The organism is Streptosporangium sp. NPDC050284, assembly GCF_044459525.1.
GTDB lineage: Bacteria > Actinomycetota > Actinomycetes > Streptosporangiales > Streptosporangiaceae > Streptosporangium.
On record NZ_JBITIZ010000021.1, the window covers coordinates 108,843 to 120,719 of the forward strand.

The following is an 11,877-nucleotide window of genomic DNA, read 5'->3' on the forward strand; positions in this document are numbered from 1 at the left end:
TCACCCCCTAGAGAGACCCCCTCCCCATCCGCGGGATCGACGGCGGCGCGAAGGAATCGGTGACACGGAACGGTCAGGACGATATGGGCTCAGACCTCCGTCGGGGAGCGACGGAGGCACAGGGCCGCCGATTCGGGACCGACCGACGGCTCGCCCTCGACAAAGCCTCGGCGTCGATCCGCGCCACACATGAAACTGCATGACATTCTTCGCAAATATTTGCATCACTTACCAGAAAGGCGGCATCCGTTCGCAGGGATGACGCGCCGTGAACGGATCCGACGCCTCCCGGCCGGCGCACCCTTCCCGCCTCCGGCGCGGCGGCCCCGCATACTCCCTTGGCCGTACACCCCGGGGCGCGGTCGCACCCTCCTACGTCACCGGGAGTACGGCCAGGCCCCGCCCTCGGGGTGACGACGCCCGAGCCCGTGGCCGACAGCCTGGACACCATCAATCCGACGGAGGTGTCCATGATTTCCCCGCCCGCCCAGCCGGACCCGCCTGGGTGGATGACCGCCTGGACCTGGCGGGGACGGCGGAGGTCCGCGGCATGTCCTCCAAACTGTGCTCACAGTGCGGGAGCGTCGCCGCCGCCCTGCCGCTGAACGGCGGCACGGAGTGAATCCTCGGCCCTCAGGCCGGGGAGCGCGTCAAAATGCTGCACTGCCACAATCTCGAACACGAGGACATGGCGATGACGGCCGACTTCGAGGTGGTCTGCGGGCTCGCCGGGGGCACACGGCGTGGCGGCGTGCGCGTTTGGGCGTGTTCCGGGGAGGAAGCCGTAGCATCGGCGGTCCACACGAGGGATGAGGCGATGACGGAACGACTGGTGGTGATCGGCGGCGACGCCGCGGGGATGAGCGCGGCCTCCCAGGCCAGGCGTCGGCGCGGGCCCGAGGACCTGCGGATCGTCGCCTTCGAGAAGGGCTCGCACGCCTCCTACTCGGCCTGCGGCATCCCCTACCTGGTGGGCGGGGAGGTCGCCGACGTGGAGTCGCTGATCAGCCGTCGTCCCGAGGTGTTCCGCGACGAGTTCGCCATCGACCTGCGGCTGCGCAGCGAGGTCGTCGAGATCGACCTGGACCGGCGCGTGGTGACCGTGCGCGACGAGGAGGGCGGCCGCGGCCTGGAGCCCTTCGACCAGCTCGTGATCGCACCCGGTGCCGTACCGGCCAGGCCCGACCTGCCCGGCGCCGGCGCCAGGGGGGTGCACGGGGTGCAGACCCTGGACGACGGCATCGCGCTGCTGGAGGCCCTGGAGCGCGGGCCGCGCAGGGCCGTGGTGGTCGGCGCGGGCTACATCGGCCTGGAGATGGCCGAGGCGATGGTGCGGCGCGGGCTGGAGGTCTCGCTCGTCGACGGCGGCGAGCAGCCGATGAGCACGCTCGACCCGGACATGGGCGCCCTCATCACCGACGCCCTGCGCGACCTGGGGGTTCAGGTGCACCTCGGCGAGCGCATCGAGTGCTTCGAGGAGTCAGGGGGGCGGGTCCGCGCGGCACGCACCGGCAGCCGGGCTTTGCCCGCGGACCTGATCGTCCTGGGTCTGGGCACCCGGCCGAACAGCGCGCTGGCCGAGGCCGCGGGCATCCCGGTCGGCGAGACCTCGGGGATCAGGACGAACCGGCGGATGCGGACCCCGGTGGAGGGCGTCTGGGCCGCCGGTGACTGCGTCGAGACCTTCCACCGGGTCTCCCGGCAGCCGGTCGCGATCGCGCTGGGCACCCACGCCAACAAGCAGGGGCGCGTCGCGGGCATCAACATCGGTGGCGGGTACGCCTCCTTCCCCGGTGTCGTGGGCACCGCGGTCTCCAAGATCTGCCAGTACGAGGTGGCGCGTACCGGCCTGACGACCGCGGAGGCCCTGGAGGCCGGGTTCGAACCGGTCGGCGAGATCGTGGAGTCCACCACGCGCGCCGGATATTTTCCCGGCGCCCACATGATGAAGATCAAGATAATCGCCGACCGGGGCACGGGCCGCCTGCTGGGAGCCCAGATCGTCGGCCAGGAGGGCGCGGCCAAGCGCATCGACGCCCTGGCCGTCGCCCTGTGGCACGAGATGACGGTGGAGGAGATGACGGGGCTCGACCTGTCGTACGCTCCCCCGTTCGCCCCGGTGTGGGACCCGGTCCTGATCGCCGCGCGCAAGACGGCCGAGCGCCTCGACCGGCATTCCTCATGATCGGCCGATCGCGGCCGTCGCGAGAAAATCCGGGGGGATGGTTGGGGCGGATGAGAGCGGGCAAGGGCGAAGAATCCAAGTCCCGATACCGACAAGGAGTAGCAATGCTCACATTGACGGACACGGCAGCCCAGGTAATCCGGGATCTCAGCTCGCAGATGACAGACTCCCCCGATACCGGGGTTCGCATCTCATCCCAGAGCGACGGCACCGGATCGCTCGTGCTCTCGATCGCGGAACACCCCGAGTCCGCCGACAGGGTGGTGGAGTCGGAAGGAGCACGGATCTTCCTCGACCCGCAGGTCGTGGACATGCTCGACGACAAGTCGCTGGACGCCGACGTCGACGAGGGGGGCGGCGTCGCGTTTCTCGTCACCGAACAGCTTCCCTGAGCCGGAACGGACCCCGGCGCACGCGGGCCCCGGCCCCCCATCGGGGGGTCGGGGCCCGTGCGTGGCATGGGGTTCCCGCCCGGACCGGTCTCCCGAAGGCCGTTTCCGAGCCGGTGAGAAGACCCCCGCCCGCCGAGACGCCGTATCTCCTCGGGACCCGTCTCCGTGGAAGCGTGCCCCCTGCGAAGTTCGGAGGGGGCATGCCTCCACGGGAGCCGTACGGGCGCGTGAAGAGGGTCAGGCGCGGGCGCTGCTCAGGGCGAGCGGGTCTCTGGGGGCTCCGGCCTTGGCCTTCTCCATCTCCTCACCGATCTCCTGGAGCCTCTTGCGTCCCATCGCCTCCCGCACCTCCGGGAACCACTCCTCTTCCTCTTCCTTGACGTGATGGCGGACGTTCTCGATCAACACCGTGACCTTGGCGTCGAATCGCTCGTCCTTGGGGTCGAGCCCGGCCAGCTCGGAGAGCATCCAGACCACCACGTGGTGCTCCTCGACGCTCTCCAGGATGTGGTCGGAGGTCTCGGGAGCACCCTCACGGGCGGCCGGATAGAAGATCTGCTCCTCGATGTGAGCGTGGACGGTGAGCTCCTCGATGATCTGGTCGACGAGCTCCCGCTTCTTCTTGTACGCCCGCTCCCCCGCGCTCTCGAACTCCTTGAACAGCTTCTCGACGGTCTTGTGGTCGTCCTTCAGCAGAACGATCGCGTCCATTCTTCTCCTTTTCCCCTTCGTGTTCTTTGTTCTTCCGGTGACGTTCTTCGTGGTGCTTCTCGCGACCTGTCCGGTGCGTCAGGGATTGAGAAGAACCTTGATCGCCCCGTCCCGCTTCTTCTGGAAGATCTCGTAGCCGTGCGGCGCCTGGTCGAGGGGGAGCCTGTGGGTGGCCAGGTCCATCACCCCGAGAGGGTCGGAGTCGTCGGTCACCAGCGGCATCAGGTCGTCGATCCAGCGTTTGACGTGGGCCTGGCCCATCCGCAGGGTGACGCCCTTGTCGAACATCCTCAGCATCGGCATCGGGTCGGCCATGCCGCCGTAGACGCCGACGACGGAGATCGTGCCGCCGCGCCGTACCGTGTCGACGGCCTGGTTGAGCGCGCGCAGCCGGTCGACGCCCGCGCTGGACATCAGCGGGGCGGCGATCGCGTCGGGCAGCAGGCCGGTGACGGTCTGGGCGAACTTGGCGACCGGGGAGCCGTGCGCCTCCATGCCGACCGCGTCGATCACCGAGTCGGTGCCGCGCCCTCCGGTGAGCTCCCTGACCGCGCCGGGAATGTCGGCGGTCGCGGAGGCGTCGAGCACCTCGGCGCCGTGCCGGCGCGCCATCGCGAGCCGCTCGGACACCCCGTCGACGCCGATGACCCGATAACCCAGGTGTTTGGCGATCCTGCAGGTCATCTGCCCGATCGGGCCGAGCCCGAAGACGGTGACGCTCCCGCCGTCGGGGATGTCGGCGTACTCCACCGCCTGCCAGGAGGTGGGCAGCACGTCGGACAGGTAGACGAACCGCTCGTCCGGCGGCCCCTCGGGAACCTTGATCGGGCCGAACTGCGCCTGCGGGACCCGCAGGTACTCGGCCTGCCCCCCGGGGACCTCGCCGTACAGCCTGGTGTAGCCGAACAGGGCCGCGCCCATGCCCTGGTCACGGACCTGGGTGGTCTCACACTGGGCGAAGAGGTTCAGGCCGCACATGTGGCAGTGGCCGCAGGAGATGTTGAACGGGATGACCACCCTGTCTCCCGGCTTGATGGAGGTGACCTCGGAGCCGACCTCCTCCACGATGCCCATCGGCTCGTGGCCCAGGATGTCGCCCTCCCCCATGAAGGGGCCCAGGACCTCGTACAGGTGCAGGTCCGATCCGCAGATCGCACTGGTGGTCACCTTGATGATCGCGTCGTTCGGCTCCTTGAGTATCGGGTCGGCAACCTCCTCGACCCGTACGTCGCGTCTGCCGTGCCAGGTGAGAGCTTTCATGTTCTCCTCCTCGGATGGATGTCAGCGCAGCCGGGGCAGGACCTCTTTGGCGTAGAAGTCGAAGAAGGCGTCCTGCTCCTTGCCGATCTGGCTGATGTAGATCTCGTCGAAGCCCGCGTCCACGTACTCCTTGATCGCCTTGACGTGCACCTCGGGATCGGGGCCGCAGGGGGCGGAGATCTCGTCCTCGGTGACCGCCTCGGCGAGATCCTCGAAGTGGCGGGGCAGCGGCAGCAGCTGCGAGGCCTCACCCTTGATGCCCTGGGTCGGCCAGATCTGGTGCGCGGTCCTGCGGCCCGTGGCCTCGTCGGCGGCGTAACAGACCTTCAGTCCGCCCTGGGAGGGCTTGCCCGCGCCACCGGCCTTGTGGAACTTCTCCACCAGCTCGGCACTCGGGGAGGTGCAGATGTAGCCGTCGGCGATGCGCCCGGCCAGCTGCACGGCCTTGTCCCCGAAGGCGGACATGTAGACGGGCGGCGGCTCGTCGGGAAGGGTGTACAGGCGGGCGGTGTCGACCCTGTAGTGGGTGCCCCGATGGGTCACCAGCTTCCCGCTCCACAACTCCCTCATGAGCTCCACCGCCTCCTCCAGCATCTCCAGCCGCTCGGAGGCCGGGGGCCAGCGCGAGTCGAGGATGTGCTCGTTGAGCGCCTCACCGGTGCCGACACCGAGCTGGAACCGGCCGCCGGACAGCGCCGCGCTGGTGGCGGCGGCCTGCGCGATGATCGCCGGGTGGGTGCGGATCAGCGGGCAGGTGACGGCGGTGGTGATGGGCAGCGAGGTCGCCTCGGCCACCGCCCCGATCACCGACCAGACGAACGGGCTCTCCCCCTGCACGTCCAGCCATGGATGAAAGTGGTCGGAAATCCACAGCCCTTCGAAGCCCGCCCGCTCGGCGAGTTTGGCCTGCCGTACGAGTTCCGCCGGACCGTGTTCCTCGCTCGACAAGAAATATCCGAACTTGGTCATTTCCCCTCCCGGATCGCCTGAGCTGCGGCGATGTCTCCCCTACCCCCTCCGTGCGAGGCAAACGGAGGGCCGCGCCATGCGAGCGCCCGGCACGGGCCTGACCTCCTCCGCGCCCTCCCGAAGTGAGACCTCCCAGGAGAGGTGGATCCCGATCGGCTCCTGGCCGCACTCGCGGCGGGGAGGGCTCAGGTCGTTCCCGCGGATGCTTCGAGCGCTCGCACGGACCCGCGGTCGCCGGCGGCGGCCGTGAACATCGTCATGAGCGGACAACCGCGACGGCACAGTGCGCGTGGTGCAGGACACCCCGGCCGACCGACCCCAGCAGCAACGAGCCCAGGGTGCCACGACCGTGGGAGCCGACAATGAGCAGGTCCCCCTCTTTGGAAGCCTCGGCGAGCGCCTCGACCGGATGCGCGCACCGAACCTCCTCGATGAGGCTCACCTCGGGATACTTCTGCCGCCAGGAGGCGAGCCGGTCGGCCATCACGGCGTACTGGGCGATGCGGACCTCGTCCATGTCGTAGGCGATCTCCGGGGCGAAGGCGTGCACGGGCAGTTGCCAGGCGTACAGGGCGCGCAGCGTGCATTCGCGATGCCTGGCCTGTTCGAAGGCGTAGGCGAGGGCGGGCTCGCAGGCGTCGGAGTCGTCGACACCGACCGTGATCTCGCCGTACGCCGGCACCTGACCGGGTTGGACCACGACGACCGGGCAGTGCGCGTGCCCGGCGACGTGCATGCTGACCGAACCGATGACGGCTCCGGCGAAGCCGCCGAGACCACGGCTTCCGACGACGATCTCCGCCGCGTCCCGTGCCAGATCGCGCAGGACCAGCGAGGGCGGGCCCTCGACCAACGTGGTGCTCACCTGCGCGGTGGGCTGCCGGGTGCGTGCCGTCGCCTCGGCCTCGTCCAGCACCTTGCGTGCGCCCCGGGTCATCGCGTCCTCCTCCCCTTCGAGGACGGCGAATCTGGAGATGTCGTTCGGCCAGCGGTGCACGGCGGTGACGATGCGCAGCGGCAGGCCCGTACGGGCGGCGTCGTCGGCGGCCCATTCGACCGCGGCGGTCGCGCCGATGGAGCCGTCGGTTCCGGCGATGATCAGAGCGGACATGGCTGTTCTCCCTTCCCTCCCATCAGAGCCGCGCCGGGCGGCCCGGTCCCAGGGCCACAGGTCCCGACTCCGGTGCGCGAGGACAGGGTCTTTTGTCCTCTCCGAGGACAAGGGCTTTTGTCCTGTCCAGGGAGCGGCTTCCCCTCGGGGACGGACCTTCGCCTCTTTCCTCGGCACCGTGTTCCGCACGATCATGGAGGGGACACCGGCCGTCGAAAGGAAAAAGCACCGTGAAAATCACGGAAATTCTCGACCAGGCGAAGGACACCGTCTCGATCAGGCGGGTCTTCGGCGAGCCCATCGTCCGGGACGGTGTGACGATCATTCCCGTGGCCAGGGTGATCGGTGGCGGTGGTGGGGGCGGCGGGAAGGAGGGGGGCGAGCAGGCCGCGGAAGGGTCGGGGGGCGGGTTCGGCTTCGACGTCACCGCCGCCGGGGTGTTCGTCGTCAAGGACTCCGAGGTCCGCTGGCAACCCGCGGTGGACGTCAACCGCATCATCCTCGGTGGTCAGATCGTCCTCGTCGCCGCCCTGCTGACGGTGCGCTCCATCGTGCGTGCGCGTGCCAGGGCGGCGAGGAGGCGGTGACGCGCAAGCCCGCGCGATCTGGCCGGGCTCCAGGTCCCGTGGCGGAGGTCGCCGACCAGGAGAGGCGGGAGAGGCTCAAACTCCCCGGAAGGAGAGTTCTCGGCTACGGCCGTGCGGGCCGCGGGATCTCACCACGGCCACCGGCCACGACGCGTGATGCAGCAGTCCTCGGCTCACCGAGCCGAGGAGCCGCGCTCTGAGGGGCCCCAGCCCGCGAGAGCCGACGACCAGCAGTGACGCCCGATGGCCGTGCGACAGCAGTGCCGCGAGCGGCGGTTCACCGGAGACGGTGGCCGTGACGATCATGCCGCGGCGGTCGTCTTCCAACGAGTTCGTCACCTCCTCCACCCATCGCCGAACGTCCTCTCCGGCCTCTGATCGCGCGAATCTCCCCATCCGGTGGGGGGTGTCCGCGCACGCGTGGATCACGTGCACCGGCAGCCTGTGGGCCCGGCCGTGGGAGAGGGCGAACCCCAGGGCCGCGAGCGAGCAGGCGGATCCGTCCACCCCCACCACGACGGGCCCCTGCCCCGAACCCGGCCGCGGTGTCACGTCTGGCCGCTGGACGGCGAGCACGGGACAGGGCGCGTACGCGGCGACATGGGCGCTCACCGAGCCGAGCAGCACACCGGAGACCCCGCCGAGTCCCCGGCGTCCGACCACGAGCATCCGCGCCGTCCGGCTGAGTGAGACCAGTTCCGGTCCGGCGGCGCCGCGCGCCAGGATCGACCGCACCCTTCGGCCTGGCAGCAGCCGTTCGGCCAGCTCCACGCCGTCGGTCAGGATGCTGCCCGCGAGCGTGCGGCGCTGTCCGGTGATGGCGGCCTCGCGTTCGGCGTGAGGGCCGTCCCAGACGTGGCAGACGGTCAGCTCCATCCACCGTGTCCGGCACTCGCGCGCCGCCCACTCGACGGCGGCGCGGCTCTGCGGCGATCCGTCGAACCCGACGACGATCTCCCTCCTCGCCGGCGACCACCCGTCCGGGTGTGACGGCGCCTCCCGGGCGGAGACGTCGAAAGAGGCGAACGATGAGAACGGCACGACGGCCCCCTCCTCAGTCGCCCCGGCGAGACCCGGGCGGCGGGATGTCGCGGGTCCGCGGCTCGCACACGCGGACGATCCTCAGGCCGCGCCACGCCTCGCCGACGGCTCTGTCTGCGCCAACGGCTCTGTCGGCGAGAGCCCTGTCGGTGAGGGCCGAGTCCGTACCCGCCACCACATACGCAACCATGTCGACCTCCTCGGGGGGTGTCTCCATCCCATCGCCACAGCGGTGTTCGCACAGCGGCCGAACGGCCCATCCGGCAGGGACTTCCGTCCCGCGCGCCGGTCTCGCCCGCGGCCGAACGTCGTCTTCCGGGCGGGTGGACGGCCCAGACGGGGGCGGGGACGCCGTCGGCGGGCCTGGCAGTCGCGGACGTGCTCAGGAACGGGGACCGTCCGGCGGAGTGGTCCTTGACCGGACGTGCCTTCCGCAAGTTTTGTGATCTTGAAATTTCATGGAACACTACCTGAAATCCATAGGCAGTGAGAGAAAATAAGCAATAGCCTCAATTTCGCCTTCTGGACGATCTTGCCATGGCAAGTCAAGAAACATGGCAGGTTACGGAAAAGACATCGGTTTCCACTGACGGTCCAGGTCCGGCAGGCGGAGACGCTCGGAGGTGATGTGAACGCTCACACAGACGCAGGCGACATAGCCCGCCAGATCGTCGGCGCCCGGCTCCGGCAGCTACGGCTCCAGTGCAACCTGACCGCCGCCGAAGCCGGCAAGGCCATCCGCGCCAGCGAGTCGAAGATCAGCCGGATGGAGACCGGGCAGCGAGGCTTCCGCCGCGCCGACCTACGTGATCTGTTCACCCTGTACGGGGTCGTCGACCCGTACCAGCAGGAGATGCTGCTGTCGGTGGCGTTCGGCGAGCGTCAACCCGGCTGGTGGGACAGCAAGGAACTCCCGCTGGACACGGCGGTGGTGATGCGCCTGGAACAGACCGCGGACCTCATCCGCACCTACCAGCCGTTCGTCATCCCACCGCTCCTGCAGACCCCGGAATACGCGGCGGCGGTCTACCGGATGAGCCGATACCCGGCCCCGGCCCCGCACGTCGAGAGGAACGTGGAACAGCTGCTGCGCCGCCAGAAGGTGCTCGCGGGCGACGACCGGCCCGTGCTGTGGGCCGTGATCGAAGAGCCCGTGCTGTGGCGGCCGATCGCGGGGATCGACGCGCACATCCGCCAGCTCATCGCGCTGACCGCCTCCGCCCAGATGAAGGGCATCAGCATCCAGGTGAATCCGATGGGCTCGCGGTTCATACCCGGGTACGGGCCTTTCACCATCTTTCGCAGTGGTCACGGCCGGCCCCAGATGATCGCCATGCACGGCCAGCGGGACGAGGTCGCCGAACGGTCCCTCCGGGAGGAGCACGCCGTCACCTTCGACCGGCTCTCGCTCGCGGCCCGCGACCGTGGCGACACGACGGCGCTCCTCATGAGGATCTGTGACCGCATTCACGTAACGGACGACCGTCCCCCCTTTGGAAAGGCATCAGGTGACCCATCCCAGTGACGCGTCGCAGGCGAGCGCGGCCCGTATGTACGATGTCATGCTCGGCGGCGAGGAGAACTTCGCGGCGGACCGGGAGGCCGTCAGGATGCTGGTGGCTCATTTCCCGACGGTCCCCGACGCCTGCCGGGCCAACCGCGGCTTCCTGCTGCGATCCGCCAGGGCGATGGCGGAAGCCGGCGTCGATCAGTTCCTGGACATCGGCTGCGGCCTGCCCACTCCCCCGAATCTCCACCAGGTCGTGCGCGGGATCCATCCGGACGCCCGCGTCGTGTACGTCGACAACGACCTGACCGTCGTCACGCACAACCAGTCGACGGTGGACCACTCCGGCGTGGTGACGATCCACGGCGACCTGCGCCGGCCGCAGGAGATCCTCGACCACCCCCGGGTGCGGGCCACGCTCGACTTCACCAGGCCGATCGGCGTGTTCACGGTCGCGGTGTGGCACTTCGTCGTCGGAGACGCCGCGCACGACCTCATGGCACAACTGCGTGACGCCCTCGCGCCGGGCAGCTACCTGGGGCTGACCCATGCCTGCTCCGACACGATGCCGGAGGACGAGGCGTCCGCCGGGCTCGCGGTGTACGGGCAGACCCGCAACCCGGTACAGCTTCGCACCATGCACGAGGTCGGCGAACTGTTCGAGGGGTTCGAACTCCTCGACCCCGGACTCGTCCTGGCCGCGGACTGGCGCCCCGCCGACGGCGATCCGTACCCCGAGCACGCCTTCGAGGTCGTCGCCGGCCTCGGCAGGATCCCACCGCGCTGAGTGACGCTGCTCCGGCCGCGCGGCCTCGTGCCGGGCCGTTCGGCCGCGAGCTCCCGCCCTTGGATCGGAGGCCACCGAACCGGCACCGACCCCTGATCTTTTAACGTAACTCGAGTTAACTCTTCTGTTTCGCGAGGTATCAGACCCAAGGACCTTGACCGAGGGCGGCGCCGACGCTCACGAAGGCGGTCACCCAGAGCCGGGCGGCGAGCACTCGCCGCCCGATGGCGGAGTCACCGTTCACCGGAACCCGGAGGTCATTCCTCGCATCAGGGAGAGAGCAATGAGACCCGCCCGCGTCCGCCTACGGCTCGGTGGGATCGCCCCTGTGGTGGCGTTCGCCGTAATCGCGGCAGCCATCACGACGTCACCGGCGACCGGCGACCGGGCGGCCACGACGGTACGCGCGCCGTCGGCGCTCATGGGTGAGCCGTTGCCCCCCTGCCGCCGATCGCCGGGCCACGCCAAGCCCACGGTCGTCCTGGTGCACGGCGCCTGGGCCGACGCCTCCAGTTGGAGCGGCGAGGTGAGCTCCCTGCAACGAGTGGGCTACACCGTGCGGGCCATCGCCAACCCGCTGCGCGGCCTCACCGGCGACGCCGCGTCCGTCGCCGGCTTCCTGAGAACGATTTCCGGCCCGATCGTGCTCGTCGGACACTCCTACGGAGGCTCGGTGATCACGAACGCCGCCGCGGACGTTCCGAACGTCAGGGCCCTGGTGTACGTCGACGCGGCGGCGCCCGACATCGGGGAGAGCACCGGCGATCTCAGCGGCCACGACTCCGCCCTGTCCGGAGATCCCGCCTCTCTCTACGAGACGGTGTCCTACCCTGCGGCGCCCCAGGGAGCGAAGGACCTGTATCTCAGGCGGGACACCTTTGTCCGCTCGTTCGCCTCGGACCTGCCCCGGGACACGGCCCTGCGCCTGTGGGCCTCTCAGCGGCCCGCCTCGACCAGCGCGTTCACGACACCGTCGCAGGCCGCGGCCTGGAAGACGATCCCCTCCTGGTACTTCATCAGCACCGGCGACCGGATCATCACCCCGTCCTCGGAACGGTTCATGGCCCACCGGGCACACTCGAAGGTCACCGAGTTTCCCGGCGGCTCTCACCTGACCCTGGTGTCGCATCCGGACGCGGTGACGGCGGTGATCGGATCCGCGATCTGCTCCGTCCACTAGGGCCTGTACGGGGTTGAGATCAGTGGGATTCGCCTGCGCGGTGGTTTGCCGTCCTGGTAGGCCATGGTCATGGCGCGTGGAGACCTCACCGATGACGAATGGTCCTTGATCGATCCTCGTCTGCCCTTGGGTGAGCGCGGTCCGATC

Annotated in this window: 12 protein-coding genes; 6 read left to right on the top strand and 6 right to left on the bottom strand. The window is 69.4% G+C overall.

Going from position 1 to position 11,877, the window contains the following annotated elements:
- Nucleotides 1-817: 817 nt before the first annotated feature.
- Both ACIBH4_RS34785 and ACIBH4_RS34790 read left to right on the top strand, forming a co-directional pair.
- Entirely contained in the window at nucleotides 818-2,185 is a 1,368-nt protein-coding gene (locus ACIBH4_RS34785; protein WP_362769934.1) for an FAD-dependent oxidoreductase, read from the top strand.
- Between the two features lie 104 nt (nucleotides 2,186-2,289).
- Nucleotides 2,290-2,577 (top strand): Fe-S cluster assembly protein HesB, encoded by a 288-nt coding sequence (locus tag ACIBH4_RS34790; protein WP_350949887.1) that lies wholly within the window; start codon nucleotides 2,290-2,292, stop codon nucleotides 2,575-2,577.
- Nucleotides 2,578-2,814: 237 nt separating this feature from the next.
- Here the strand turns inward: ACIBH4_RS34790 and ACIBH4_RS34795 are convergent, their stop codons facing one another.
- The 4 genes from ACIBH4_RS34795 to ACIBH4_RS34810 form a co-directional block, all read right to left on the bottom strand.
- A complete protein-coding gene (locus ACIBH4_RS34795) occupies nucleotides 2,815-3,288 on the bottom strand; it encodes a hemerythrin domain-containing protein (RefSeq protein ID WP_362521768.1) in 474 nt (157 codons plus the stop codon).
- Between the two features lie 78 nt (nucleotides 3,289-3,366).
- Nucleotides 3,367-4,548, bottom strand: coding sequence for a zinc-dependent alcohol dehydrogenase (locus ACIBH4_RS34800; protein WP_362521765.1), 1,182 nt, complete (start codon nucleotides 4,546-4,548; stop codon nucleotides 3,367-3,369).
- 21 nt (nucleotides 4,549-4,569) lie between these two features.
- Nucleotides 4,570-5,517, bottom strand: a complete 948-nt coding sequence (locus ACIBH4_RS34805; RefSeq protein ID WP_362521763.1) for a TIGR03557 family F420-dependent LLM class oxidoreductase — start codon at nucleotides 5,515-5,517, stop codon at nucleotides 4,570-4,572.
- Nucleotides 5,518-5,773: 256 nt separating this feature from the next.
- On the bottom strand, nucleotides 5,774-6,628 hold the full coding sequence (locus ACIBH4_RS34810) for a universal stress protein (protein ID WP_362521761.1): 855 nt from the start codon (nucleotides 6,626-6,628) through the stop codon (nucleotides 5,774-5,776).
- A 230-nt stretch (nucleotides 6,629-6,858) separates the two neighbouring features.
- Here ACIBH4_RS34810 and ACIBH4_RS34815 point away from each other — a divergent pair, with 230 nt between their 5' ends.
- On the top strand, nucleotides 6,859-7,215 hold the full coding sequence (locus ACIBH4_RS34815; protein WP_362521759.1) for a spore germination protein GerW family protein: 357 nt from the start codon (nucleotides 6,859-6,861) through the stop codon (nucleotides 7,213-7,215).
- 75 nt (nucleotides 7,216-7,290) lie between these two features.
- On the opposite strand, the gene ACIBH4_RS34820 is transcribed toward ACIBH4_RS34815, so the two are convergent.
- Nucleotides 7,291-8,256 (bottom strand): universal stress protein, encoded by a 966-nt coding sequence (locus ACIBH4_RS34820; RefSeq protein WP_362521757.1) that lies wholly within the window; start codon nucleotides 8,254-8,256, stop codon nucleotides 7,291-7,293.
- 13 nt (nucleotides 8,257-8,269) lie between these two features.
- A complete protein-coding gene (locus tag ACIBH4_RS34825; RefSeq protein WP_362521754.1) occupies nucleotides 8,270-8,446 on the bottom strand; it encodes a hypothetical protein in 177 nt (58 codons plus the stop codon).
- Between the two features lie 438 nt (nucleotides 8,447-8,884).
- Here ACIBH4_RS34825 and ACIBH4_RS34830 point away from each other — a divergent pair, with 438 nt between their 5' ends.
- From ACIBH4_RS34830 to ACIBH4_RS34840, 3 genes are all read left to right on the top strand, one after another.
- On the top strand, nucleotides 8,885-9,781 hold the full coding sequence (locus ACIBH4_RS34830; RefSeq protein ID WP_362521752.1) for a helix-turn-helix transcriptional regulator: 897 nt from the start codon (nucleotides 8,885-8,887) through the stop codon (nucleotides 9,779-9,781).
- Nucleotides 9,765-10,550: an SAM-dependent methyltransferase gene (locus ACIBH4_RS34835; protein ID WP_362521750.1), complete on the top strand. Its 786-nt coding sequence runs from the start codon at nucleotides 9,765-9,767 to the stop codon at nucleotides 10,548-10,550. Before ACIBH4_RS34830 ends, ACIBH4_RS34835 begins: the two co-directional genes overlap by 17 nt.
- 283 nt (nucleotides 10,551-10,833) lie before the next feature.
- Nucleotides 10,834-11,730, top strand: a complete 897-nt coding sequence (locus tag ACIBH4_RS34840; protein ID WP_362521748.1) for an alpha/beta hydrolase — start codon at nucleotides 10,834-10,836, stop codon at nucleotides 11,728-11,730.
- Nucleotides 11,731-11,877 lie beyond the last annotated feature (147 nt).